At 63.3% G+C, this 26,119-nt stretch carries 25 protein-coding genes and 1 pseudogene; 4 read left to right on the top strand and 22 right to left on the bottom strand.

The window, feature by feature from the left end; genetic code table 11:
* Window positions 1–110: 110 nt before the first annotated feature.
* Window positions 111–419: a rhodanese-like domain-containing protein gene (locus tag P1T08_11800; GenBank protein ID MDF1596753.1), complete on the top strand. Its 309-nt coding sequence runs from the start codon at window positions 111–113 to the stop codon at window positions 417–419.
* A gap of 53 nt (window positions 420–472) precedes the next feature.
* Here P1T08_11800 and P1T08_11795 read toward each other — a convergent pair whose 3' ends face one another.
* From P1T08_11795 to P1T08_11785, 3 genes are read right to left on the bottom strand one after another with little or no spacing between them, the layout of a single operon-like run.
* Complete coding sequence (locus P1T08_11795) at window positions 473–925, bottom strand: hypothetical protein (GenBank protein MDF1596752.1); 453 nt, start codon at window positions 923–925, stop codon at window positions 473–475.
* Window positions 916–1,857 (bottom strand): hypothetical protein, encoded by a 942-nt coding sequence (locus P1T08_11790; protein MDF1596751.1) that lies wholly within the window; start codon window positions 1,855–1,857, stop codon window positions 916–918. The genes P1T08_11795 and P1T08_11790 overlap by 10 nt, the downstream gene beginning before the upstream one ends.
* A 48-nt stretch (window positions 1,858–1,905) precedes the next feature.
* Entirely contained in the window at window positions 1,906–3,087 is a 1,182-nt protein-coding gene (locus tag P1T08_11785; protein ID MDF1596750.1) for a hypothetical protein, read from the bottom strand.
* A 205-nt stretch (window positions 3,088–3,292) separates the two neighbouring features.
* Between P1T08_11785 and P1T08_11780 the strand changes: the two genes are divergently transcribed.
* Complete coding sequence (locus tag P1T08_11780) at window positions 3,293–4,102, top strand: hypothetical protein (GenBank protein ID MDF1596749.1); 810 nt, start codon at window positions 3,293–3,295, stop codon at window positions 4,100–4,102.
* A 40-nt stretch (window positions 4,103–4,142) separates the two neighbouring features.
* On the opposite strand, the gene P1T08_11775 is transcribed toward P1T08_11780, so the two are convergent.
* From P1T08_11775 to P1T08_11710, 14 genes and pseudogenes are all read right to left on the bottom strand, one after another.
* Window positions 4,143–5,627 carry an NADH-quinone oxidoreductase subunit N gene (locus tag P1T08_11775; GenBank protein MDF1596748.1) on the bottom strand — a complete coding sequence of 495 codons (1,485 nt, stop codon included), beginning with the start codon at window positions 5,625–5,627 and terminating at the stop codon, window positions 4,143–4,145.
* Window positions 5,620–7,164: an NADH-quinone oxidoreductase subunit M gene (locus P1T08_11770; GenBank protein MDF1596747.1), complete on the bottom strand. Its 1,545-nt coding sequence runs from the start codon at window positions 7,162–7,164 to the stop codon at window positions 5,620–5,622. Before P1T08_11770 ends, P1T08_11775 begins: the two co-directional genes overlap by 8 nt.
* A 58-nt stretch (window positions 7,165–7,222) precedes the next feature.
* Entirely contained in the window at window positions 7,223–9,118 is a 1,896-nt protein-coding gene (nuoL, locus tag P1T08_11765; GenBank protein MDF1596746.1) for an NADH-quinone oxidoreductase subunit L, read from the bottom strand.
* A 73-nt stretch (window positions 9,119–9,191) separates the two neighbouring features.
* Window positions 9,192–9,497 carry an NADH-quinone oxidoreductase subunit NuoK gene (nuoK, locus tag P1T08_11760; GenBank protein MDF1596745.1) on the bottom strand — a complete coding sequence of 102 codons (306 nt, stop codon included), beginning with the start codon at window positions 9,495–9,497 and terminating at the stop codon, window positions 9,192–9,194.
* Window positions 9,497–10,027 carry an NADH-quinone oxidoreductase subunit J gene (locus P1T08_11755; protein MDF1596744.1) on the bottom strand — a complete coding sequence of 177 codons (531 nt, stop codon included), beginning with the start codon at window positions 10,025–10,027 and terminating at the stop codon, window positions 9,497–9,499. Before P1T08_11755 ends, nuoK begins: the two co-directional genes overlap by 1 nt.
* Window positions 10,027–10,815, bottom strand: a complete 789-nt coding sequence (gene nuoI / locus P1T08_11750) for an NADH-quinone oxidoreductase subunit NuoI (GenBank protein MDF1596743.1) — start codon at window positions 10,813–10,815, stop codon at window positions 10,027–10,029. Before nuoI ends, P1T08_11755 begins: the two co-directional genes overlap by 1 nt.
* 13 nt (window positions 10,816–10,828) lie before the next feature.
* Window positions 10,829–11,968: an NADH-quinone oxidoreductase subunit NuoH gene (gene nuoH, locus P1T08_11745; GenBank protein MDF1596742.1), complete on the bottom strand. Its 1,140-nt coding sequence runs from the start codon at window positions 11,966–11,968 to the stop codon at window positions 10,829–10,831.
* Window positions 11,969–14,500, bottom strand: a complete 2,532-nt coding sequence (nuoG, locus tag P1T08_11740) for an NADH-quinone oxidoreductase subunit NuoG (protein ID MDF1596741.1) — start codon at window positions 14,498–14,500, stop codon at window positions 11,969–11,971.
* The gene (gene nuoF, locus P1T08_11735) at window positions 14,497–15,813 is read right to left on the bottom strand and encodes an NADH-quinone oxidoreductase subunit NuoF (GenBank protein MDF1596740.1); all 1,317 of its coding nucleotides are present in this window, start codon (window positions 15,811–15,813) and stop codon (window positions 14,497–14,499) included. The genes nuoG and nuoF overlap by 4 nt, the downstream gene beginning before the upstream one ends.
* Window positions 15,810–16,487, bottom strand: a complete 678-nt coding sequence (locus tag P1T08_11730; GenBank protein MDF1596739.1) for an NAD(P)H-dependent oxidoreductase subunit E — start codon at window positions 16,485–16,487, stop codon at window positions 15,810–15,812. The genes nuoF and P1T08_11730 overlap by 4 nt, the downstream gene beginning before the upstream one ends.
* A gap of 55 nt (window positions 16,488–16,542) precedes the next feature.
* Window positions 16,543–17,904, bottom strand: a complete 1,362-nt coding sequence (gene nuoD, locus P1T08_11725) for an NADH dehydrogenase (quinone) subunit D (protein ID MDF1596738.1) — start codon at window positions 17,902–17,904, stop codon at window positions 16,543–16,545.
* Window position 17,905: 1 nt separating this feature from the next.
* A complete protein-coding gene (locus P1T08_11720) occupies window positions 17,906–18,439 on the bottom strand; it encodes an NADH-quinone oxidoreductase subunit C (GenBank protein MDF1596737.1) in 534 nt (177 codons plus the stop codon).
* An 8-nt stretch (window positions 18,440–18,447) separates the two neighbouring features.
* Window positions 18,448–18,909 (bottom strand): annotated as a pseudogene (locus P1T08_11715) (NADH-quinone oxidoreductase subunit B).
* The gene (locus P1T08_11710) at window positions 18,909–19,325 is read right to left on the bottom strand and encodes an NADH-quinone oxidoreductase subunit A (protein ID MDF1596736.1); all 417 of its coding nucleotides are present in this window, start codon (window positions 19,323–19,325) and stop codon (window positions 18,909–18,911) included. Before P1T08_11710 ends, P1T08_11715 begins: the two are co-directional and overlap by 1 nt.
* Before the next feature lie 180 nt (window positions 19,326–19,505).
* Between P1T08_11710 and P1T08_11705 the strand changes: the two genes are divergently transcribed.
* Window positions 19,506–20,420, top strand: coding sequence for a DMT family transporter (locus P1T08_11705; protein ID MDF1596735.1), 915 nt, complete (start codon window positions 19,506–19,508; stop codon window positions 20,418–20,420).
* 59 nt (window positions 20,421–20,479) lie between these two features.
* Here the strand turns inward: P1T08_11705 and P1T08_11700 are convergent, their stop codons facing one another.
* Entirely contained in the window at window positions 20,480–21,718 is a 1,239-nt protein-coding gene (locus P1T08_11700; protein ID MDF1596734.1) for a geranylgeranyl reductase family protein, read from the bottom strand.
* Window positions 21,719–21,795: 77 nt separating this feature from the next.
* On the opposite strand from P1T08_11700, the gene P1T08_11695 reads away from it, so the two are divergent.
* A complete protein-coding gene (locus P1T08_11695; GenBank protein MDF1596733.1) occupies window positions 21,796–22,425 on the top strand; it encodes a redox-sensing transcriptional repressor Rex in 630 nt (209 codons plus the stop codon).
* 149 nt (window positions 22,426–22,574) lie between these two features.
* Here P1T08_11695 and P1T08_11690 read toward each other — a convergent pair whose 3' ends face one another.
* From P1T08_11690 to P1T08_11675, 4 genes are read right to left on the bottom strand one after another with little or no spacing between them, the layout of a single operon-like run.
* The gene (locus P1T08_11690; protein ID MDF1596732.1) at window positions 22,575–22,940 is read right to left on the bottom strand and encodes a sugar transferase; all 366 of its coding nucleotides are present in this window, start codon (window positions 22,938–22,940) and stop codon (window positions 22,575–22,577) included.
* Window position 22,941: 1 nt separating this feature from the next.
* On the bottom strand, window positions 22,942–24,387 hold the full coding sequence (locus P1T08_11685) for a c-type cytochrome (GenBank protein MDF1596731.1): 1,446 nt from the start codon (window positions 24,385–24,387) through the stop codon (window positions 22,942–22,944).
* Window positions 24,388–24,390: 3 nt separating this feature from the next.
* Entirely contained in the window at window positions 24,391–25,245 is an 855-nt protein-coding gene (locus P1T08_11680; GenBank protein ID MDF1596730.1) for a ubiquinol-cytochrome c reductase iron-sulfur subunit, read from the bottom strand.
* Entirely contained in the window at window positions 25,242–26,114 is an 873-nt protein-coding gene (locus P1T08_11675) for a hypothetical protein (GenBank protein MDF1596729.1), read from the bottom strand. The genes P1T08_11680 and P1T08_11675 overlap by 4 nt, the downstream gene beginning before the upstream one ends.
* Window positions 26,115–26,119 lie beyond the last annotated feature (5 nt).

Genomic DNA, 26,119 nt, shown 5'->3' with positions numbered 1-26,119 from the left:
CCGCCTTTCGGTGGTACCTGTACCCTGTAGGGTACCGTATCCGCAGCAATCGAGATAGATGGCAGGCTCGATACACTCTTCTGGGTATTCGTTGAGTCGCCGGAGGGGCCATGGACATCGAACAGGTGGGTGCCGACGCCTGGAAACAGTGGGTCGAGGAGCATGATGCCTTGCTGCTCGACATCCGCGAGCCCTTCGAGTGGGCCCAGACCGGCGTCCTACCGGACGCCAAGCTCATCAGCATGGGTGAACTCCCCTCCTCCCTCGATCAACTGTCTCCCGATACCCCGATCCTGGTGGTTTGCCGTACCGGCAACCGTTCTCAGCATGCCGCGGCCTGGCTCGAAACCAACGGCTTTCGGGCGGCCAACCTCGCCGGCGGGGTGGTCGCCATCGCCAGGATGGCCGAAGAAGGCTGACGTCCGCCGCCGCTCCGTGCGGTTCCGCTTCTCTGGGCCGGGCGCTGATAGAACTACCCGGGCCGAAGTTGTTCCCGCTCCGAGCTCGTCTGTTGGCCGCTCCCAACACGGAGGCTCCGAATGGCGGCCACGAACATCTTCTCGTCACCTTCCGTCGACGCTGAATCGACCCGTGAACAGGTGAGCACCAGCCCGGCAGCGAACAACTGGTGTTGGATGATGCGGAGTCCGTCCGGGCCCGCCCACGCATAGCGCCGGTAGAAGGAGTCACATCCTGACGATTCGTGGAGAACCTCATGACCGTCGAATCGATCGACATGGTCTTCTCGGGCTCTCCCGGCGGCATCGATGGCAGATCCCCGGTAGCGGCTGATCGTCATCGACGACCTAACGCCGTCGACGGACCGGCCGAGAAAGGCGGCGATGTGCTGCTCGTTTGCCAATCGCGACCAATCGCGAGGCACTGCCAATCTGAATCCGTTGCCGGCATAGGTGATCATGGCCACAGTGACCCGATCCAGGTGGAAGCTCCCTCGATCACGTCGACTGTGACCTTGCCGATGGCGGCTAAATCGACATCGAAGCTCATGTCGACTCCACCACCTAGGCCCAGGAACGCCGACGCACCGAAATCGAAGCTGGCAACGCCATCGTCGTACCCGACCGCCAGGTCGGCATCGACTCCGAAGCCGATACCTACCTCTCCGCCGGCAATCAGCCCCACCGTATCGGTTCCCATTCCGAGCTCTGCCGTCGCGGCCATCCCGACGAAGGCGTCCACTCCGCCCTCGAAACCGGCGTCACCATCGACGAACCCCAGGTCGAGGTAGCCGAAGGCCGACGCCTCGCCGCCGACGAATGCCTCGCTCGATACGTCGACATACGCCGTGTCGAGGCCGTACTCGACCTGCGCCAGCTGAAGCGCGACCTCGGCTCCACCACCGAGCTCGAGTGCCCAGTCGTCAAACCCGATCCACCCCTCCGCCCGGCTCTCGGCGGTCAATGCGGAAGCCGAGAACGTGCCGAGCGGCCCGTGGATGTCGGTGTGTCGAGCCGCAACCCGGCCGCTCCACTCCCCTCGAATCACGGAGTCCCGCAACCATCGGCCGCGGTCATCGACGGCATCGACGCCCCAGGCCTCGGAGGAGCCTTCGAAGCCGACCATCCCGACCGGTCGCTGGTCAATCTGGATGGTTGGGGCTTCGCAGAAAGGCCCCGTCGGTGGCTCCTCGAGGCGACGCCTTCGCAAATCCGCGGCCGCCGCCTCGAGCGCGGCAGCCACAGAATGAAGCGCCGTCGTGTGATCGAGCACGGCCGGGACCGTCTCGAGGACCGTCATCAGCGCACGCGCACTGGATTGAAGCTCGCCGGTGGCTTCGTCCAACCGCGACGCCACCCGGTATAACCCGGTTTGATTGATCAGTCGGAGGTCACCCACAGCCGCTCCTGCTGCTCAGTGGAGATCTCAGACTATCGCTATCGCATGCTATGCGTCAATATCTACGGGTATCTCCCAGTCGCCGCTCCCACGCGCTTGCATGGCGCCCATCACCCAAGAGCCGAGACCGAGTACGACGACCGCGGGAATCACGATCCACCGGACGACGGGTATGAGTACGGCACCAAAGAAGATCCCGGCACCCAGGAGAAACCCGAAGAAGGCACTGCGGTTCGGAGCTATCAACCGACCCACCGCGGTCAGGACGGGCACCGGTGCCGCCACCGATGCAAGGGCGAACAGGCAGAGGACACCGATAGCGACGGGTATCAGCGCAAGCGCCAGAGGCAAGGCGACGTCGGGTTGAGCGGTTGCCGCGATCGTTGCGACGACGGCGGGAATCAATACCGGGATCGGCAGAAGCAGGGTTCCGGTCACCGTGGCGGCCACCGGGTTCGATCGGACCGAACCGGCCGCCTGCTCGAGTGAGCGTGGTGCCAGCCAGAACAGCGCCAGTCCACCGACGATGAAGATGAGGACGCTGAGAATCGCCCCGACCAGCACGACGGCTCGCAGTCGGACGTTCTGCCTGGTCGGTTCACGCTGGATGAACTGACCGCCCACCTCAGCGTCTTCGTCAATGCTCGCCGGGTCGGGCGACCGGTAGCCGAGATCACCTGCCACCGACGCTCCCGCCATGACCTCGAGACTTCCTACGGTCATCTCGACGTTCTTGCCGACGTCGCCCGAGATCCGGGTGGTCCCCAGGGTCTGCCCCAAGACGACGCCATCCACCGACCCGGCGAGGTTGAGCGACCAACCCCACACGAGCAGATCTCGACCCACCCGTCCCGTCACTTCCGTCTGGCCTGCCACGACGACAACGTCGCGTTTCACCACACCGCCGACAAAGACCGAGCCGGCGGTGGCCCGCACCGAGCCCTCGACCGTCCCATCGATGACGACCCGGCCGGTTACTGCGATGACGTCGCCGGTGACGACGCCTCCGATGCGGACCTCGCTGCCCGAGAAGGCGATGAGGTCGCCGTCGATAGTGCCTCGCACGTCGACGGAGTTGCCGACTGCGTAGAGATCTTCCTCGATGACCTCGTCGACACCGACCACGACGAAGTCGGCAGTGGCTCGATCAGCGGCCAGCGCCGGCGCCGCCGATCCGGTCAGGAAGAACCCCGTGAGGAGAATGGAGATAGTCCACCGCATGGTTTGCACGAGCCGAGGCTAGTGGGCACCCCCGGTTGACCGATCCGTTGAGACAGAGTCATCCACGATCAGGTTCTCCGAAGGACTTCGCCTGCCCCTGCATCGGTTGACAACCATTCAACCCGCTCCACTTCGATGCCGATAGACAACGAGTAGAAGGTGAAACTGAAACCACGTCGGCATCAACCCCAGAGGACAACGCCCGGAGACGAGAATGACCTCATATCTGGATGATCTGACCGAGCGAGATCTAGGAACGCTGGCCGCCATCGTCGGAACGGATCCCGGCGACCTCGCCACCGAGCTGCGCCGCCGGCCGTGGCAGATCCACGAGCTGTTGGCCCGTCCGGACGTGTTCGAGAAGGTCCTCGACCGTCACGCTCATCCGGCCGACGTCGTTTCGCCGTTCCTGCTGTTCTCGGTTCTGATCCACAAAACGGCCGACGATCTTCGGGAAGCAACCTATGTCGATGAATGGATAGGGCCGGGATCGAGGATGCCGGTCTTCGACGTTGCGCCGCTGCTCGAGTTCGTCCAGGACCCCGGACGGACGTCCTACCTCGCTGCACTGCTGTCCTCGTTCGCGCTGCCGGAATCGCCCCCGGTACCGGCCGGTCCCTTCGACTTGCTGGGTATGGCTCTCTGGCTCGAGGAGGCGCTCCCGGACGATCGGACGGTCCTCTTGCGCCGCCTGGGTGATCTGAGCCTTTTCCGCACGGGTGTATTCCCAGACCACACCGGCACCAACCCGCTGCGACCGGTCGATGCCGTACAACTCGGGCGAACCGTCGGCAAGGCCTCAGACGAAATGCTGGCGCTGTGCGATCGAAGCGTCATGTCGTACGGTCTGGAGGCCATGGAGTCGTTGGGTTCCGACTGGTACAACGCCGCCGCCTTGGATAGTGGTTCGCTGCCGGTGGTCGGCGATATCGCCGCCCGTTTTCGTTCGGCCCGCCGGGTGCTGAACCACCTGACCGATCGGTACCTCTACCGGCTCGAAACTGGCTGGACGCTCGCTGCCTAGATCGGCACCGGTCTACCACGAGTCCGGGAAGGGTTCCTGCCTACCCGAGGAAGTTCAGCAGCGGGGTCGGATACACACCCAAGAAGATGGTGATGGCGATCGCGATGGCCAGGACCACCTCAACATTCGGGGAAACAACCGGCTTCGCCACGTCGGCCCCCGGAGCTTCGGCAAGAACCGGCTCCTCCATATACATGAGCACCATGATCCGGATGTAGAAGAAGAACCCGGCCACCGAGGCCACGAGGGCGGTGATGACCAGCCACTCGTAGCCGCCGCTCCACGCCGAAGTGAAGACACCGAGTTTGCCGATGAAACCGGACGTCGCCGGCATCCCGGACAACGCCAGCAGCATCACCGTCAAAGCACCGGCCAGATAAGGCGAGCGTCTGCCGAGACCCTTGTAGTCGTCCAGTGGAGACACGGAGCCGGTCGGTCCTGCCATCACCGACACCACGGCGAAGGCAGCAATCAACTGGATCACGTACACAGCCAGATAGAACCAGACGGCCTGGAGATTCCCGCCAACAATGCCGGTGATGATGAATCCGGCATGAGCGACACCTGAGTAGGCCAGCAGGCGGCGCATATCCGTCTGCATGATCGCCATCACCGTGCCGAGCACGATCGAGACAGCGGCCACCGCCGCCAGGGCAGGACCCCAGTCATCAGAGAACGACGCGAAGCTCACATACAGGATTCTCACCAACGCTCCGAAGCCGGCAACCTTGGCGGCAGTCGCCATGTAACCGACGATTCCGGCCGGTGAACCTTGATACACGTCCGGCGCCCACGAATGGAACGGGGCGGCGGTCACCTTGAACAGCAGTCCCGTGATGATCAGCGCGATCGCGGCCAGCACCACACCCGGCCTCAGCACGACCGCGGTGGCGGGCAACTGCTCGGCTATGCCGCTCAACGACAACTCCCCCGTCCCTGCAAAAGCAAGGGCGACGCCGTAGACGAAGATCGCCGAGGCGAAAGATCCCAGCAGGAAGTACTTGAGGGCTGCTTCATCGGATCGAATGCTGTCGCGGGTGATCCCGGCCAGGATGTAGAGCGAGATCGATCCGATCTCCAACCCGAGGAAGATCATCATCAGGTGGGCACCGGACACCATGAACATGAACCCGGCTGCCGACAGTAGAACCAGCGCCACGGTTTCGGAGCCGCGCCGCCCGAGTTCCTCCACCATCGGCCAGGCGACGAGCAGTCCCAGAGCAGTCACCGCCAGCAGGATGAAGATGCCGAGCACGGCGAACTCGTCTGCAACGATCATTCCCGAGAAGTGGGTGGTCGCACCGTCCTGCACGCGGTCGTACAGCAGAATCGCAGAAGCAGTCGCCAGGATCAGCGTCGAGAACACGAGACCGGCATGCACGGCCGAACGTGGCTTGTAGAACACGTCGATCATGAGGATGAGCGCCGCCCCTGCAGCCAGAATCAGCTCGGGTGCGATCGCCAGATACGAGATGTTGAACGCGGTCGAATCGATCTGCGCGATGATCGGGAAGAACTCACTCACCCTGGCCTCCTCCCAGCACCTCGAACAGCGGTCCGGGTTCGGGGACCACGTAGGTCGTCGTCGCTTCTATCCGGTCGAGCACTGCTTCGACAGACGGGGACACCCTGTCCAGGATGATGTTCGGGTAGAGCCCGAGGACCAGCATGAGGGCAACGAGCGGGGCCAGCAAGCTCACCTCGCGGACGTTGAGGTCTGCCACCTCACGATTTTCCTCGATCGTGATCGGACCGGTGAACACCCGTTCATAGGCCCACAGCAAGTAGATGGCGGCCAGCACCACCCCGAAGGCACCGAGGATGGCGGCTACGGGAAGCGTTGCATAACTGCCCATCAGCACCATGAACTCACCCACGAAGCCGTTGAGCCCGGGCAGTCCGATCGAGGCGAAGGCCGTGAAGAGGAAGACACCCGAGAACCACGGGGCGACCTGCCAGATCCCACCGAAGTCCTCGATCTTCTTCGTATGGCGCCGCTCGTAGATCATGCCGACCATGAGGAACAGAACGCCGGTGGTGATGCCGTGGTTGACCATCTGGATGACGGCTCCCTCGACGGCCGCCTGCGTCAGCGCGAACGTGCCGAGCACGATGAACCCGAGGTGGCTGACCGACGAATACGCAACCAGTTTCTTCAGATCCGGCTGGACGATGGCGACATAGGCGCCGTACAGGATGCCGATGACCGCCAGTGTTGCCATGACGGGCACCAGGTCAACTGTGGCTTGCGGAAACAGCCCCAGATTGAACCGGATGAAACCGTAGGTGCCGAGTTTCAGCAGAACGCCGGCCAGCATGACCGAGCCGGCGGTCGGCGCTTCGACGTGGGCATCAGGAAGCCACGTATGCAGCGGGAAGATGGGCACCTTGATGGCAAACGCCAGGCCGAACGCGCCGAAGAGCCACAACTGAGCGTTGTCGCTGAGTTGGAGGTTCAGCAGTTCCTGGTAGTCAAAACTGAGCAGCCCGGCTTGATCTCGATGGAAGAAGGCCAGTGCGATGATCCCGGCCAGCATCAGTGCAGACCCGAGGGCGGTGTACAAGAAGAACTTGTAGGCGGCGTAGATGCGTCGCTCGCCACCCCAGACGCCGATGATGAAGTACATCGGAACCAGCACGACCTCGAAGAACAGGAAGAAGAGGATCATGTCGAGCGCCAGGAACACTCCGATCAGGCCCGCCTCCAATATCAGCATGAAGACCACGAACAGCTTCGTGCGGTCGACGATGGAGGTGGAAGCGGTCAGTGAGATCGGCACCAGCAGGGCGGTCAAAGCCACCAGGGCCAGCGAAATGCCGTCCACGCCAACATGCCACGACATCCCCCACGGCTCGTACCACCAGGCCTGCTGGGTGTACTGATAGCCGGCCACACCCTTTTCGAAGGCGAAGAACAGCCACCCGGCCAGGGCAAGCGGGATCATCGAGAGCGTGATTCCCAGCGGAAGGTGCAGTTCCGACCGGCGGTTGGGAACCAGCGCCACCACCAGCGCGGCAGCCACCGGAGTGAGGATGAGGGAGGCGAGGATGGGGAAGGTCATCAGTTGCACCTCCCTGCGCGAATAGCCGGACGCGCGACTCGCGACTGGTCGAGAACCATCACAACCCGCCCCTACTCAAGAACCAGACGAGTAGGCCGACCGAACCGGCGGCGAGCATGACGCCATAGTTGCGAACGAAGCCGGTCTGCAGTGGACGGACGATCGTGCCGAACCGCTTGACCAGACCGGCGACCCCGTTGACCATCCCGTCGATGAAGCCGAGATCGAACTTGAACGCAGCCCACCCGGCTACCGCCTTGCCGGGCAGCACGATCGTCTTGCCGTAGAAGCGGTCGACCCAGTAGGCGTTCTCCCAGGTGAAGATCGGGCGGGCGAACCGCTGCAACACTCGCTCCCGCCGCTCTTCGGGACCGGCATAGAGCCGGTAGGCGAGGAAGATCCCCACCAACCCGGCCAGCACGGCCACCCCGGCCAGAATCCAGGCTGTTGATCCCTCGGCAGGGTGGGCCATGTGAATGGCGCCTTCCACAGTTTCGAAACTCGGCTCGAGGTAGCGCTCCAGACCGGTCCGGAAAGGAGTGTTGAGGAATCCGCCGCCCACGGTCAGTGCGGCCAGCGCCATCAGCGGGACCGTCATCGTCTTCGGAGACTCGTGCGGACGGACTCCATCGTCCCACCGCGGCTTGCCCAGGAAGACCATCACGAACTGACGGGTCATGTAGAAGGCGGTGATGCCGGCGGTCAGCAGTCCGATCCCCCACAGCACCACCATCCAGCCGCCCTGGTTGAAGGCCGAACCGAGGATCTCATCCTTCGACCAGAAGCCGGCCAGCGGCGGAACCCCTGCGATCGCCAATGTGGCGATGCCCATCGTGGTGGCGGTGACCGGCATGTGCTTGGCGAGACCGCCCATCTTGTCCATGTTCTGTTCGTCGGACATGGCGTGGATCACCGATCCGGCACCGAGGAAGAGCAATGCCTTGAAGAAAGCGTGGGTCATGAAATGGAACATGCCTGCCACGTAGGCGGTGCTCCCGACACCGATGAACATGTAGCCGAGCTGTGAGACGGTCGAATAGGCAAGGACCGCTTTGATGTCTTTCTGGGCGATGGCAATCGTCGCCGCCCACAGGGCGGTCAGCGCCCCGACCGTGGCGACGGTCGTGGCCGCGATCGGTGCCATCTCGTAGATCGCCGCGTTGCGGGCCACGAGGTACACGCCGGCGGTGACCATCGTGGCGGCATGGATGAGTGCAGAAACGGGGGTCGGGCCTTCCATCGCGTCAGGGAGCCACACATAGAGAGGAATCTGCGCCGATTTCCCTGCGGCACCGACCAGCATCAACAGGCCAACTGCCGTAGCCAGACCCGTCGTCAGTCCGAGGTGCGGGTCGTCGAGGACATCAAACGAGAGCGTCCCGAACTGCGTGAGGATGATCATGAGCGCGATCATGAAGCCGAAGTCACCGATGCGGTTGACGATGAACGCCTTCTTGCCGGCTGCGGCCGCCGACGGCTTGGTGTACCAGAACGAGATCAACAGGTACGAGCAGAGTCCGACGGCTTCCCAACCGAGGAACAGCATGGCGAAGTTGTCTGCCAGAACGAGGGTGAGCATCCCGGTGGCGAACAGGTTCATATAGGTGAAGAACCGGGAGAAACGCGGGTCGCCGTGCATGTAGCCGATGGCGTAGAAATGAATGAGCGCTCCGACTCCTGTAACCACCAAGGTCATCAGGGATGAGAGCGGATCCCACCGGATGGCGAACTCGGCGCCGATGGCCGGCATCCACGACCACAGCACCACCGATTCGGGGTGGCCGGTTCCCTGAAAGAACGGCACGGCGGCCACGACTGCATAGACGAACGCGGCCGACACGAACAGCGAAGCGATCCAACCGGCCGCAGGCTCACCGAGCCGTTTCCCAAAGAAGTGCAGTAGTACGGCCCCGGCGGCCGGCAAGGCGAGAATGAGCCAGATGAAATCGGTCATTCGGCACCTGCCGAATACTTGGTACCCGGTACCCGGTATCTGGTAATCGAGAGCGAAGCGAAGCGGCCCATTGCTATCCCCTCAGATCCGAGAGTTCATCGGCAGAGGCGCTCGACCGGTGCTGGAACACCGAGACGATGATCGCCAGGCCTACTACGACTTCGGCGGCCGCCACGACCAGGACGAAGAATACGGCCAGCTGTCCGTCGAGGGAACCGAGTTCCTTCCCTGCAGCCACGAACGTGAGGTTGACCGAGTTCAGCATCAACTCGATGGACATGAACATCATCAGCGCATTGCGCCTGATCAGCATGCCGCCTGCCCCGATGATGAACAAGAGGGCCGCAAGCGACATATACCAGCCGGCAGTGACTTCCATCACGCATCCTCTCGATCGCGGCGGCGCGGCCCGTAGTAGGCCAGCGCGATGGCCCCGGCGGCGGCGATGATCAATAGCAGCGAGGTCGCCTCAAACGGCAATATCCAATCGGTGAACAGTGCCAGGCCGGCCTCTTGCACGGTCCCGTTGACCTCGATTGTGGAGGTGGCCGGCCGCACCCAGTCGAACCGACCGCCGACGACCGCTACGCCTGCGATCAGAACGACAACCAGGCCCAGTCCAGATACGAGTTGCCGCTGCATCGGCAGTTTCTCGCTCGTATCCTCGTCCCTGTCGACCCCGATCAGCATGATGACGAAGAGGAAGAGCGTCATCACCGCACCTGCGTAGACGATTATCTGCACCGCGGCAACGAGGTGCGCCAGGTGCATCACGTAGAACACGGCCAGTGAAAACAGCGTCAGCATCAGACCCATCGCCCCGTAAACCGGGTTCTTGGCGAAGACGACCGACAGAGCGCCGAAAATGGCAACCGCCCCCAGGATGACAAAGAGGATCAACTCCACCATCAGGACTCCTCCTCCGGCAAGAAGCCCCCCTCCCCGCCGGACCCTTCGGGCCCGTCGGTACTCCCCCCATCGGGGGGAGCGATCGTGCCCCCCTCCCCGCCGGACCCTTCGGGCCCGTCGGTACTCCCCCCATCGGGGGGAGCGATCGCCAGGAAATCAGGCAGGTCCGCCGCGATCGGCCGCAGAGGGTCCTGGCCCGGTTCGGAGGGGCGAACACCGACCCCCGCTGATTCACTCCAGGGCGTGAGACCTTCATAGGCAGCGCGACCGCCGGGAGCCACCGCCCGCATCCAGCCGTCCGCTTTGCGAAGTTCTTCGACGTCTGCGAGCGGGTCGTCCGGGAACATGTGGTTGGGCGTGCCGTCGGGTTCCACCAGCAGTTCCCGCTTGGTGTAGATGGCATCCTCGCGATTGGTGGTCGACATCTCGAACAGATGCGTCATCGTGATGGCCTCGGTAGGGCAGGCTTCGACGCACAAGGCGCAGAAGATGCAACGGAGCATGTTGATCTCGTACACGAACCCGAACCGCTCCCCGGGAGATACGGGCGCCTCGATCGGGTTGTCGGCTCCGCGCACATAGATGCAGTGGGCAGGACAGGCGCCTGCACACAGTTCGCAGCCGATGCATTTCTCCATGCCGTCCGGATAGCGGTTCAGCACGTGCCGCCCGTGGAAACGCTGGGGCTTCTCACGCATGTCCTTCGGATACTCAGCAGTGACCCGTTCGCCCCAGATCTGGCGCAAGGTGACCCTGAGGCCCTTGGCAAAGTCATTCAGGATTCCCATCGGTCACCTCCTCTCAAGCCCATGGCCAGCCGAACTGGCGAATCGATACCACGATTGTGGACGCGATGAGCCAGACGAGCGCCGCCGGGATCAATCGCTTCCAGCCGAGCGTCATCAACTGGTCGTACCGCAACCGCGGCCAGGTCGCCCGGATCCAGATATAGACGAACAAGACCGCCGCCGTTTTCAGCAGAAACCAGAACAGCGGCAGCATCGTCACGAAGAAGCCCGGCAGCCATCTATCGAACGTCGGCCCGTCCCAACCACCAAAGAACAGCACAACGGCTATCGCCGACATGTTGAACATGTTCGTGTACTCGGCCAGGAAGAACATCGCGAAGCGGAACCCCGAGTACTCCGTGTGGAACCCACCGACCAGTTCCTGCTCGGCCTCGACCAGGTCGAAGGGAGCCCGATTGGTCTCAGCAACCGCGGCAATCATGAAGATCACGAACGCAATGAACTGCGGCAGGATGTTCCACCGGGGGATCAACCCCAGGACGTTCTCGAACCAGGCGAGTCCGCCGGGGAGGGTCACGACTTCGTCCCAGGTCCCTCGCTGTCGCTCGACGAGTTCGACGAGAGACAACGTGCCACCCTCGCTCGACGTCGTGGATGCAAACAACACAACCGCCACCATGGCGAGTCCCATGGCGGCTTCATAGGAGATGGCCTGCGCCGTGCCACGGACACCACCCAGCAGCGGGTATTTCGAGCCGGACGACCATCCGGCCAGGATTACCGCATAGACGGCTACCGAGGACATGGCGAGGAAGAACAGGACCCCCACGTTGAGGTCGGCTCCGACGAAGGCGAATTCGCGTACCTTTCCACCGATCTCGAAGGTGAATCCCTGACCCCACGGGATGATGAGGAAAGTCATGAAGGCAGGGACGAGGGCGATGACGGGAGCCGCCGCATACATGAGGAACTCGACCTTGCGAGGCGTGACCTGTTCTTTGAAGAACAGCTTCAACCCGTCCGCCACCGTCTGGAGAATCCCCCACGGACCGGCCCGGTCCGGGCCAATTCGGTTGGTCATGTCGGCGTTGATCTTGCGTTCTCCCCACACCAGGAAGACGACCGCCACCAGCGGAATGGCAAAGGCGAGGATCACCCGGACGGCGATGATGGCGTAATCCCAGAAGTCCATCTAGGAGCCCCCCTCCCCGTCGGACCCTTCGTCTCCGCCGGTACTCCCCCCAAGAGGGGGAGCGACAGAGCCCCCCTCCGCTTGGGTGAACGGCAACACCGAGACCTCCGGCGAATCCCCCAGCGGAGCAATACCGGGCTGGTTGAACGGAACGTACACCACCCCGTCGAGCAGCGAGTCGTCGATGCGCAGCGGTAGAGGCACTTCGTTGACCGTCACCATGTCGCCTTCATCAACACCGAGGCGTCGGGCGTCACCGGAGGTGATGGCTGCGAAGCCACCCGGGGCTAGCTTGTGGAGCGATAGACCTCTACGCATCAATACGCCATCGTCGTAGAGGGTCCGGGCGTAGTGGAGCGCGAACGCGTTTGCCCCGCTACCCCTGGCTTCGGCGGTGGAGCTGTCCCCGCCACCGGCGGACCAGCCGGCGACCGGCACGTAGTGGAGCGGCTGTGTTGCATCGCCGGTAGGCACCACGACGCCGGCTTCGGTCTCGAGGTCATCCCACTCGACGCCCGCATAGGCAGGAGCGGCCGCCGCCATTTCCTTGGCGACGATCTCCACCGAGCCGAACCCGAGCGGTTTGCCCAACCGGCGGGCCAGGTCGTCGAGGATCGACCAATCTGCCCGCGCTTGTCCTGGGGGTGCGACGACCTGATTGACCTTCTGCACCCGGCCTTCGAGGTTGGTGACGGAGCCGTCCTTCTCGGTGAAGGCGGCAGCCGGAAGGATCACATCGGCGAGGGCTGAGGAATCTGTGACGAACAGATCGATGGCAACGATGAACTCCGCCTCGCCGAGTGCGGCCGAGGCAAGTGCACCGTCGGGAACATCGCGAACGGGGTCGGCGCCCATCAACAGGAGGGCCTTAATGGCTCCATCGCGAACCCCCTGCAGAATGCCCTTCGCCCGACGGCCCACCGCATCCGGCAACTCGCCCCATACCGAAGCCAGCAACGCCCGTCCGGATTCGTCGTCTGCCGAGACGCGTCCCGGCAACAGCGTCGGCGCCAGACCCATGTCGAGGGCCCCGAACACGTTTGATCGCCTGGCCAGCACCAGCACGGACGAATCCGGGAGATCGCGGGCGAAGGCCGCCACCGCTTCGGCGAGACGCGGATCTTCTGTGTATCCGGTCCGACCGACCAGAGCCACGACCGGTCCCTCATTGAGCGCTTCTCGCGCCGCCGCGAACTCGCCCTCACCCGCCACGAGCTTGCGCAAGGTTTCCGCTCCCGCACCGGGCCGGTAGGTGAACTTGAAGGCGGCCCGGTCGTCGAGGCCGGTGCGTCGAGGGTGGACCACGATCAGCCTTGCTCCGAGCGTCTGGGCGGCCCGCCGCACGCGAAGGTACAACGTACCGTTCTCCTCCTTGAGGTCGGGGCCCCAGAGCAAGATCGCCTTGGCAGATTCCAGATCGTTGATCCGGCCGCGCCCGGCCACGGCGGCTAGGAACTGTGGATCGAGGCCGTCGTCCATCTGGGCGTCGACATGGTTGGAACCGACCGCGGTTCGCATGAACTTCGAGAGGGCATACGCGTCCTCATTCGTGCCACGGGCGCCCCCGAGAGCGGCCACTGATCCTCCGCCGTCGCGTTCGATGATGGCCGAGAGGCGCCCTGCGACGAGATCGAGTGCCTCGCTCCAGGACGCGACCCGATGCTCACCATCTTCGCCCTTGATGAGCGGGGTGGTAACCCGCCGATCAGAGCCGAGGAACTCGAACCCGAAGCGGCACTTGTCGCTCAGCCAACCGTGATTGGTGAAGTCGTTGTCGACCCCGTTGAAGCGAAGTACCTGATTCTGTGAGGAGTCGACCGAGATGTCACAACCGGTGGTGCAGTGCGTGCACGTACTGGCTGCTTTCTGGAGGTCCCAAGGACGCGCCCGGAAGCGGTAGGGGGCTGCCGTTAGCGCTCCGACCGGGCAGATCTGCACGGTGTTGCCGGAGAAGTACGAGGAGAAAGGTTCGTCCGGGAACGTCTGAATCTGATTGTTGGCGCCTCGATCCATGAACTCGATGAGCGGATCACCCGAAATCTCTTCGCTGAACCGCACGCACCTGGCACAGAGAATGCAGCGCTCCCGGTCCAGGAAGACGAGATCGGAGATCGGGATGGGCTTCTCGTAGTGACGCTTCTCCTCGACGAACCGACTCTCCCCTGGACCGCAGGCCATGGTCTGGTCCTGGAGTGGGCATTCGCCGCCGCGGTCACAGACGGGACAATCGAGCGGATGATTGATGAGGAGGAACTCGAGCATGCCCTCCTGCACTTTCTTGACCGTCTCCGACTTGGTGTGGACCACCAAGCCATCGTTGACCGACATCGTGCACGACGGCACCAGCATGGTTCCGCGCGGGGTTTCCACTTCGACCATGCACTGGCGGCACATGCCAACCGGTTCCATCCGGGGGTGGTAACAGAAATGCGGCACGTACGAGCCCGTGTCGAGACACGCCTGTATGAGCGTCTCCCCGGCCGGGACCCGGCGGTCCTCGCCGTCGACATTGATCGTGACCATTTCGGTCATTGCCCGAACCCCTTGATCGTGACCGGAACACGGTTCGCTCTGGCGATGTGCGCTTCGGCTTCGGGACGGAAGTACTCGAGCAGAGACTTGACGGCGCTGACGGCCGAAGGGCCAAGCGGGCAAATGGTCGTCTGCTTGGGGGGCCAGCCGACGCCGACCGAGATATTGTCCGATACGTCGTACAGCAGATCGAGATCGACGGCCCGGCCGCCCCCGTCGAGCATGCGCCGGAGGATCATGTCGAGCCAGGTGGTGCCCTCGCGGCACGGAGTGCACTGGCCGCAGGACTCCTCAGCGAAAAACCGCACGAGGCGCTCGGCCGCCGCCACCATATCCGTGGTTTCGTCCATCACAATGACCGCACCGGAGCCGAGCATGGACCCGCTCGAATCGGTGACCGACTTCGTGATCTCGAGATCGAGATGTTCGGAGGGAACAAACCACGGAGCCGAAGCACCGCCGGGAACCCAGGCTTTGAGCTCGTTGTCGTTCCGGATCCCGCCGGCGACGTCGTAGATCAGCTTTCGCCAGGTCATCCCGTGCGGCAACTCGTAGTTGCCGGGCTTCTGCACGTGACCGGAGACCGAGAAGAGGAAAGTCCCGGTGTCGACATCGTGTCCTAGCCCGCGATACCAATCGATCCCTCGCTCCACGATGTGGGGGAGATTCGAGATCGTCTCGACGTTGTTGACGATCGTCGGCAGCATGTAGAGACCCTTGGCGGCCGGGAAGAACGGTGGCTTCAGTCGTGGTTCACCGCGGCGGCCCTCGAGGCTGTTGAGTAACGCCGTCTCTTCGCCACAGATGTAGGCGCCGGCCCCGAGGTGGACGGTTATGTCGAGGTGATAGCCGGTGCCCATGACATCCCGGCCCAGGAACCCGCGTTCGTAGGCGTCGGCTACGGCTTGCTGGACACGGCGAGCCGGCTTGGGGTACTCACCCCGGATGTAGACGAACGCTTCGTGCACCTCGTTGGCAACCGCCGCGATGATCATGCCTTCGACCATCTGGTGCGGGTCACGCTCGAGCAGCTGACGGTCCTTGAACGTGCCCGGCTCGGACTCATCACCGTTGACCACTAGATACGCAGGACGAGCAGGAGCAAGGAACGACCACTTCATTCCGGCGGAGAACCCGGCACCACCGCGTCCAATCAGCCCGGAGCTCTTGACCAGTTCGACGAGCTCGTCGCGGGTCCGGCCGAGGGCGACCCGGGCTTGCTCGTACCCACCCGTCTCCAGGTAGCGGTCGATCGTGTGTGAATCGGCCGGGTGCTCGGTCATGCGCTTGAACAGAACGAGGGTCTGGTTCACGAAGCGCCCCCTTCGGAGGTGGCAGGTCGCGAGCCACTCGGTGCGAGTCGTCCCGGCTCCAGGGCCGGCGTGTTATGAGCTGCAGTGCCAAACGGGGGGAACGCCGGATATGGGCCGATCGCTCCGTTGTCTTCCTTGATCGCCCAGTCAAAGCTGCGCCTGCCGCCGAACAGGGTCTGCAGCTCATCGGCGTTGATGACCTCCGGCTTGGCATTGCGGAGCCATTCGATCATCTCTTTGGCCTTTGCCGGCGTGACCCCTTCGACCAGTTCATAGTTGACGAGACAGGCGGGAGCGCCACCGCAAGCACCGATGCACTCGGCGTGCTCGACGCCGATTTCGTCGTCGGCCTCGCCGGCCGGAATTCCGGCTGCTTCCTCGACGGCGTGCAGAACCTCATCGGCGCCGAGTAGGAAGCACGAGATAGAACTGCAGACTGAGACCAGGTACTTTCCCTGCGACTCCGTCTTGTACATGACGTAAAAGGAGGCGACGGACTGAACCTGGGCGGGAGTCAAACCGGTCAGCTCGGCCACATGGCGCATTCCCTCATCGGTGAGCCGGCCTTCTTCTCTCATTGCTATGTACAGCAGCGGCATGACGGCCGACCGCTTCTCCGGATAGCGAGCAATGATGTCGTTTGCCCGGGCGATGGTCTCGGCCGGCCAGCTCATGAGACCCTCTCAGGAACGGAGGTCAATTCACGGCTGCGAGCGAAGCGAGAAGTCTTCACCGGTCCACATCTCCCAGGACGGGATCGAGCGAGGCGATCGTGGCAACGGTGTCGGCGATGAGCGAATCGGCCATCATCACCGGAAGGCCTTGCAGATTGGCGAACGATGGTGTCCGCATATGCATCCGTAGGGGCCGGGATCCACCATCAGAGACGAGGTAGGCACCGAGTTCTCCCCGGGGTGACTCGATCGCCACGTACGCCTCACCCTCGGGAACCTGGAATCCCTCGGTGTAGATCTTGAAATGGTGAATCAGGGCTTCCATCGACTCGTCGATGCGAGCTCGCGGTGGCGGCGCCACCTTGCGATCGTCGGTCTTGTAGTCGCCTTCCGGCATTGATTCCGCCGCCTGCTTGACGATCGAGAGCGACTGCCAGATCTCCTCGACCCGGACCCGATAGCGGTCGTAGACGTCTCCTCGCTCGCCGACCGGTACCTCGAAGTGATAGTTCTCGATACCGGAATAGGGGAAAGCCTTGCGCAGATCCCAATCGCTCCCGGCGGCCCGGAGGGTCGGACCGGTCACGGAGTAAGCGAGGCACTCCTCGAGCGTGATGACTCCGACACCGATGGTGCGCCCCATCCAGATCGGGTTGGCTTTGAGGAGATCTTCGTACTCCAGCATCCGGGGTGGGACTTTGTCGAGGATGAACTCGATGTCTTCCTGCCAGTCGGGCGGAAGGTCGGCGGCGACGCCTCCCGGCCGGATGTAGTTGTGGTTCATGCGCAAGCCGGTCGTTTTCTCGAAGAAGGCGAGAATGCGCTCACGGTCCCTGAACCCGTACAACATCATCGAAAGTGCCCCGATATCCATGCCGTTGGTCGCCAGAGCGACCAGGTGGCTCGACACCCGGTTCAGTTCGGTCATCAGAACACGGATGGCCAGAGCGCGAGGTGGGATGTCGATCCCGAGCAACTTCTCAACGGCCAGCGAGAAGACGAGTTCGTTGTGGAAGGGTGCGAGGTAGTCCATCCGGGTGACGTTGGTGGGTCCCTGGAGCCAGGTGAGCTCCTCGCCGGTCTTCTCCATGCCGGTGTGCAGGTAGCCGATGATCGGCTTGGAACGACGGATGATCTCGCCCTCGAGTTCGATGTTGAGGCGCAGCACGCCGTGCGTCGAGGGATGCTGGGGGCCCATGTTGATGATCATCAACTCGTCTTCGGGGGCAACATCCTCGTCCAGGACCCGGTCATCGCCTACAACCAGGCCCTCTTGATCGAGGAGTCGAGCCGCGGTCTCGTGAGCCGCCATCTTCTGGGCACCCTCGTCGGTTGAGTCGACGAGCCAATCGGGCTCTTCGGTGCCGGTCAACCAGACGTCGACGTGGCGCTTGTCTCTGCGTTTTTGGTCGGTCATGTCATTGCACCTGATGAGAGTCTTTGAACTGCACCGGTACGGACCCCATCCCGAAGTCCTTGCGCAACGGATGTCCCTCCCACTCGTCCGGCATCAGGATGCGGGTCAGGTCTGGATGGCCGTCGAATACCAGACCGAACAGATCGAATGCTTCACGTTCGTAGAAGTTCGCTCCCGGGTATACACCAACCACCGATGGCACATGCACGTTTTCGACCGGGACCGGGGCACGGAGGCGGAGTCGGAGTTGGTGCTGCATCGACAACAAGTTGATGACCAGTTCGAACCGGGGGGATCTGCCTCGGAAGTAGTCGGTCACCGTCAGATCTGCCAGCAACTCGAATCCGGCATCCTTCGCCGCCTGGACGATGTCCAGCACCCGGTCCTTGGGAACCATGAACACATCCTGGCCGGTCGACAGGGTCCATTCGATGTCATCGAACTGCTCGGCGATCGCCCGTAGGACCGCCTGGTCGGGCAGTGTGCGGGAAGGAGTTTTCTCTTCTTGCACGTCGATTGCCTGATCATCTGTCATTAGTGAGCGATCTCCCCGCTCATGATCTTGTCGTGCAAGGTCAGAATCCCGTGCATCAGCGACTGCGGCCCGGGAGGGCAGCCGGGGATGTAGATGTCAACTGGCACTATCTGATCAACGCCCTGCACGAGTGCGTAGTTGTTGAACATTCCGCCGGTGGAGGCGCACGCACCCATCGAGATCACCCATTTGGGCTCCGGCATCTGGTCGTAGACCTGGCGAAGTACGGGCGCCATCTTCTGTGAGACCCGGCCGGCCACGATCATGAGGTCCGCCTGTCGTGGCGACGCCCTGAAGACCTCCATACCGAAGCGGGCAAGATCGTAGTGGCCGGCCCCGGTGGCCATCATCTCGATGGCGCAGCAGGCTAGACCGAAGGTGACGGTGAACATCGACCGGGTCTGGGCCCAGTGCCTCACCTTGTCGAGGTTGGCGAGCAGGAAGCCGGGTGGGTTGGCCGGGTGAGCCATCAGGCGGCTTCCTCGTCGACGACGGTCCCGACGGATACCTGGCGGGCGCGGCGGGGCACGTTCCAGTCGAGCGCGCCGCGTTTCCATACGTAGCCGAGGGTCTCGAGGACGAGCAGCGTGAAAATCCCCACGGAGGCGACACCGAACCAGCCGAGCTCACGGAAGTTCACAGCCCAGGCGAAGAGGAAGATGATCTCGATATCGAAGATGACGAAGAGCATCGCAACGAGATAGAACTTGACGGGAAAGCGCTGGACCGGCTCAACCTCTGGAACGATGCCGCACTCGTAGGGGGCAAGCTTCTCGGGAGTCGGGCGATTCGGAGAGACGAGACGAGAGAGAACGAGGGTGACGGCGGCGAATGCCATCACGAGCAGGAACATGAAAGCCACGGGCACGTATGCGGCCAGATCCAACGGAGCTCCTCTTCTTTCCCGCCGCAAGACTAGAGGTTCGGGTAGCACCACAAAAACCAAAGACGGGGCCGTAAGTCGCTTACCGGTGGGTCGCCTGTCACGAGTCGGCCCTCCCGGCAACTGTTCTCGCGCGGGAATCGAACCGTATAGGGTGCGATCCCCGCGCGAAAACGGTTCATCATGACGCAGCCGCCCCGAATCGCCATCTTCACGACCTCCGAGGGCACCCATCGGGAGGCGTTCACTCCTTCGCACTGGGCACTGGTGGCGTTCAACGGTCTGGTCTTCGGGTCTGCCTTTCTCTGGATGGCCCTCGGACTCCGATCGCTCACGCCGGGGGTGATCGCCTTCGGGAGAGTCGCACTGGGTGCCGGCGCGCTGGCCCTGTTCGCCAGGTCCCGCTCCCCCGTCGCCCGGGGCGACTGGAGTCGAATCGCCTTCCTCGGCGTCGTCGGACAGGCGGCGCCGGCATGGCTGTTCGCGGCGGCCGAAGAGCGGATCGCCTCGGCCGTCGCCGGGATGCTGGTCAGCGGCATCCCCATCGCCACCGCCACGGTTGCTGCGCTGTTGATGCGCAGGCTCCCGGGGATGCGCCAACGCATCGGCCTGGCAGTCGGCTTCTCCGGGATCGTTCTCCTATCGATTCCGACACTCGGAGGCGAGGTGGGTTCGGCACTTGGGATCGCCTACGTGCTGACGGCAGTCGTTTGCTACGGCGTCGCCAACAACCTCCTAGTGCCCCTCCAGCAACGCTACGGGGCGATGGCCGTGACGCTTCGCACCCTTTCCGTCGCCTCCGTGGCGCTCATCCCGATCGGATTCACCGGGCTCGCTCGTTCATCATTCGAATGGGTGCCCGTGCTGGCAGTAGTCATCCTCGGCGTCGTAGGGACCGGCGTTGCTAGGGCGACGCAGCTCGCCCTAGCCGGACGCGTCGGCGCCTCGCGCGGGTCGGTGGTCGCATACCTCGTACCGATCGTCGCTCTGGTCCTGGGCTTCCTGGTGCTGGCAGAGCGCGTCGAGCCGATCCAGCTGATAGGTGTCGTAGTCACCATCGGAGGCGCCTACCTGGTGAGTCGCGCCGAGCGCACCTGATTCACAATCGATCGCGCCGCATTTGCGCTCTATGACAACACCGTCGCCCGAAAACCGTTTCAAATGCGGGGGGCGGCCCTGACGATTCCTTCGAGCAGGCGGTACGCCTGGTCGCCGATCGATTTCTCCTCGGGCTCCAGCAAGTTGGCCATCACCTTGAGCACCCATTCCATCAGAGGCTTGGACCGCAATCCCGTATGGGTCAACGTCCGCATCACCAAAGGCTGCCCGATCGCCTTCACAAAGATTCGGGCCATCTTGTAGTAGTCGCCGTAGGTGTCCTGCAGAAACTGCGGATAGCGTTGCAGCAGGGAGAGGTCGTCGCCGGCCAGGGCAGCCGAAATGTGGTCGGCGGCGATCCGGCCCGTCTCGTAGGCATAGGAGATGCCTTCCCCGTTCCACGGGTTGATGGCCCCGGCTGCGTCGCCGGCGACGAGCCAGTTGGGCCCTGCCAGTGGCCCAACGGAGAGGGCCATCGTCAGCTTGCCGCCCCGCGGCTTGGTGAGCTGAGACGCCTCCGAGAGCTCCCAGTAGTCGGGAGCCGAACGAACGTAGGCCGCCATCATGTCGTTCGTGTTGACATGCTTCCAGCGTTTGAAGGTCGACAACAGCCCAACACCGACGTTGACGGTGCCGTCTCCGAGCGGAAACACCCACCCGTACCCCGGCATTGCAGCCCCGGTTTCATCCCGAATGTCGAGCTGACTCTCGAGGAAGCCATCGTCCGAACGAGGAGACGAGAAGTAGCCACGGGCAGCCAGGCCGAGCGGGTAGTCGCGCCGCCGGCTCGTCCCGAGGCTCCACCCGAACCGGCTCAACGATCCGTCGGCGACTACGACCACCTTCGGGTTGAGCACCTCGGTCTCGCCGTTGTGATTGAGCTCCACCCCGGTCAGGCGGCCGTCTTCGATCACAGGCGTAGCTTCGACCTGCTGCCGGATCGTCGCTCCCTGCTTCTCGACCAGCAGCGCCACCTGTTGATCGAGATCGGCCCGGCGAATCACCCCACCCCAATTCGGATAGATCGAATGGTCGGGCCATTCCATTTCGAGTTTGAGATTGTCTCCTGCATACGACCGCAAGCCGTGAACCCGGTGGAACTGTGGAACATCGAAATCGAACCCGAGCTCCTGCAACTGGAGGATCGCTCGCGGGGTGAGCCCGTCTCCGCAGGTCTTCTCCCGGGGGTAGGCCTTCTTCTCGACCAGCGTCACAGAATGGCCGGCACTCGCCAGCCAGAATGCGGCGGCAGAGCCAGCAGGCCCTCCGCCGACGACCACCACATCGGGAGCTGTCATCAGGGGCGGGAGCCTACCCGCCCCCCGGAGGGACCGTGAATTGCGGGATCTGGCCCTCAGGCGGGTAAATTCGATTTGTGAAGTCAGTCACAATCCCGCCGGCATCGGTCGCCCGACTCCCCCTCTATCTCTACGCACTCGAGACCCTCCAGTCTGAAGGGATGGGAACGATCTCATCTGAGATCCTGGCCAGTCGAGTCAACGTCAACGCCGCCAAGGTCCGAAAGGATCTGTCGTTCCTGGGCACCCACGGGGTACGGGGGGTTGGATACGACAGCGCGGTGCTGGGTCAGCAGATCCGGGAGGCGCTAGGCCTCACCCGGGACTTCGGTGTCGTGATCGTCGGCATCGGCAATCTCGGTGCTGCGCTGGCCAGCTACGACAACTTCGGCGCAGCCCGGTTCCACATCGTCGGGCTTTACGACACAAACCCCGAGAAAGTCGGGACCAGGATCGGCGACCTCGAGGTTCGCCACCTCCGCCACCTCGCAGCCGACGTCGCCGAGCATGACGTCGAGATCGGCATCATCACTACTCCGACTGCGGTTGCCCAGGAAGTCGCACAGCAACTCGAGGACTGTGGCATCCGGTCGATCTTGAACTTCGCGCAGACGGTGCTCCACCTGGACAACGCCGCCGTGCGCCGGGTCGATTTGTCGACCGAACTGCAGATCCTGGGCTACTACGTGCGCAACGACCGGGGGTAGCGAGCCTGCTGGCTATTGGCAATTGGCAATTGGCAATTGGCAATTGGCTCCGGATTACACCGTTGCGCTCGCCAGACAGATGACGAGTACACCTGAACCCGGACAGCAGTGAATCCGGGCGTTGGTGGTACCGAACTCAGCGCAACCCGCTAGGGGCTACTCGCGACGTTCTCGTCGTCGTCTTCGAGTCGATTGAGCGTCACCAGGAACCCGGCGAACAGGATCGCCGATACGACCATCCAGGTCATCGGGATCAACCGGATCTCCCAGGCGTTGAGGCCCTCGAAGTCGGCAGGTCGCGGCCCCCTGGGCGCATAGAGCACGAATAGCAGGCTGTTGATCGTCGCCCACCCAAACACACCGGAGCCGGCGATCAGGAACCCGAGACGTTTGCCAAGATTCGTGTAGAGAAGCAGGTACCCGCTGCCGAAGAACACCGCAAACGAGGCGGCGGTCAGAACGATCCCCGTGAAGGTCAGGTTGGCCGACAGGATCGAGCGAAACAGTTCGCGCATCTCAGAACCCCCGTAGCGTTTCGCCGCGCAGGTACTCAACCACCAGCTCGAGGTCTCTCTGGGTGAGGACCTTCCCGAATCCAGGCATGTATCCCCTGCCGACTCCGTTGACACCGTACGCCTTGCCGAGTTCGGATCCGTTGGCGATGAAATCGACCATGTCGTCCGCCGACTCGAACTGCACGTTCGCCCGACCGTTCCAGAGCGCCGGGCCCAACGCGCCCGATCCGGACTCCTCCGTGTAGGCGACCCCGGCGGAATACCCGGCCGTGTGGCAGCGGGCACAGTAGGAGTTGAACAAACCGACGGCGCGCTCTGCATCGTCGCGGTTGCCACCGAAGGTAACCGCGGCGATCTGCTCGACATCGACGGCCCACAGCTGGTTGTCCCGGGCAGCGACGAGGAAGTCGAGGCCGGATTGCGCCCTGGTCAGGAGCGGGCCTTGATTCTCGGCCGTTGTGCGGAGGTTGGTAGCCAACGAGGAGAGGGAGGAGACCGCAGTGCGAGCAGCCTGTAGGTCGGGCACACCGAGGGTCGACTCCGGGTTGCCCGGGTCCAGCAGAACCGGAGCGACCGTCGAGCCGCCGAAAGACAGGCCTGCCTCGGCCGCCGCGACGGTGACCGCCGCGATCTCGGTCTCCGCGACATCGGAAATACCGTCACCATCGGTATCGCGGCCCGTGTCGGCGGATTCGAGGGCAGCAACTGCGCGCTGCTCGAAACTCTCCGCCACCGTCAACAACTCGGGCGCGGCCTCGATTTCCGCGATCAGCGTCTCCTGCTCGGCCACCGACTGTTCGACGGTCGTTTCGGCGTTGGCGAGACGATTCAATGCCACGGTGACTCCGGTGTCTGCCTTGGAGAGAGCTTCTTCCTGGCTGATCTCGATTGAGGCGAGATAGGCGATGAGATCGTCGATCTGCTGATCGTTCATCGGGCCATTCCCCGCCAGGCCCCAGGCAGGCATCGGGCTATTGGCCCTGCCGTATACGAGCCAGAATCGCACTTCATCGGCCTCGTAACGGTAAAAGATGTCATCGAGGGCGGGAGCCGCCCAGCTCACGGAGATGTCGCTCCGCTTCTCGACGTAGGAGGCTGCTCCACCTACGAACCCGGGGCCGTGGCAGCTCTCGCAGGCGAACTCGGCAACGAGGTGCGAGCCGCGGGCGACCGCTTCTTCGTCGAAAGCGTCGACGAAGCTCTCCTGGCGGTTCTGCTCGGTGAGAAAGTAGAACGGGAGTGAGACGGCCAGGAACCCCGAGAAGACAACCGCGGCTGCCAGCCAGCGGTCGAGTCGCCGCGTCTCCAGATTCTCATCCGAGAGCGGCCGGCGGCGGTTGGGACCGGGGTCGGGATTCTCTTGCTTCTTCATTGTCACCGACAAGATGTAGGCAAGCCATGAGATCACGGCTGCCGAAACGATGGCAATGATGAGGCTTCCCGACACGTGCTACCCCGCGCTCTCGATGGCGATGCAGGAAGGCCCCTGCGGATACGACACCGACTTCTCCGGTGCCCGCGGCGACTCGATGATCTGCCCGGTCTTGATGATGAACCGATCGTTCTGCAGTTCGACCACGAAGCGATCGAGGTTGCGGGGCGCCGGTCCAGCCTCGTACTCCCCGGTGTAGTTGTATTTCGAACCATGGCACGGGCATTCGAAACCTTGCGATGTGTTGCACCAGGGGACCCGGCACCCCAGATGCACGCAACGTTGGAACAACGCCATGAAGCCACCGGCCGCCAGGCTCTTGTCGACGAATTGTGAGCCTGCCAGCTCCTCGTCGGTGATGGGAACGATGTAGGCCCGTGCATCCGGCCGAAATAGCGGCGTAATGGAACCGTCCGCCTGGAAGACCTGGGTGCGGATCTCGTCGATGGGGCCGGCATCGATGTCCGATCCGAATCCGCCTTTCAGGTTGGGCCAAATGAACGCAAGCATGCTGCCACCCATTGCTACCGAGAACGTTCCGAAGAGTGCCAGAGTCGCCCTGTTGAAGAACTGCCGCCTCGTCACGCCGGCCTCATCTGCCGAGACTTCTTCGATTCGGGCCACCTCAACCGGGCGGACGCCGGCCGGCTCGACGGGTGCCTCGACTTCGGCCCTGGCTTCTTCCTCGTCAGCCTCCACCACGGCTGGGGCGGCAGCCACCAACACCCTGGATCGATCCTCCCGGAGAGCGCGCCCGTCCATCCCCGCTCTCCAATCAGGACCGGCCTTTCGAGAGGCGATCGAAAAGGCCGCCAACGCGGCCAGCACCGCCACAGCGATGATCGCGACCAGGACAATCTGGGTAGCCGTCATTCGAAGTTGATCCAGTCTTTGAGGTCATCGAAGAAGATGCCGTCGGTCCACGGGTAGGTGAAGTTGAAGCCCCTTCCGCGGAACAACGTGCCGATGATCGTCAGTGTTGCTGCGCCCATGATGAAGAACGTATACATGAAGATGGCGAACTTGCGATCCGCCGGCTTGTTCGACGGGTTGCGGTCGAGGTAAGGGATAGCCATGAAGCCGAACAAACCGATGATCGTCGGCACGGTCACACCGGCGATCTGGGGATCGAAGTAGGTCAACAGTTCCTGGAGTCCGAGGAAATACCAGGGTGCTTTAGATGGATTGGGCGTGACGTTGGCGTTGGCCGCCTCCAGCAATGGCGCCTGAATCACAACCGACATGACGATTAGCAGTGCCGTTACCGCCAGCAGGGCAACAAACTCGATGAGGAGCAAGTGCGGCCAAGTGCTGACCTTGTCGCTCGGCTCAGCCTTGACCTGCTGGATTGCCCTGGCCTTGACCACGGTGAGCAAGCGCTGGGGCCGGACATCCTTGGGGATCGTGGCCGTGGCCGCAGCAGGGGCAGCAGACGGCGCCGCAGCTGCAGAGACTGCAGGTGCCACCGGTGCAGCCGCCGCCACCGCCGGAGCAGCAGGCACCGATTGCCCGGTCATCTCGGCCAGCACCACCGCCGGATCAACCCCCTTCGCCTTCGCCTTCGCCTCCACACTCCGCCTGAACAACTTCTCCGGCATACCGGCCGCACTCGCAGCCGCCGCCCAATCGAGTTCACCGGCACTCACCGCCGCAGCTGCAGAGACTGCCGGTGCCACCGGTGCAGCCGCCGCCACCGCCGGAGCAGCAGGCACCGATTGCCCGGTCATCTCGGCCAGCACCACCGCCG

It is taken from the genome of Acidimicrobiia bacterium (assembly GCA_029210695.1).
Classification (GTDB): domain Bacteria; phylum Actinomycetota; class Acidimicrobiia; order Spongiisociales; family JAHEDJ01; genus JAHEDJ01.
This window is presented reverse-complemented; position numbering and strand designations above follow the sequence as displayed.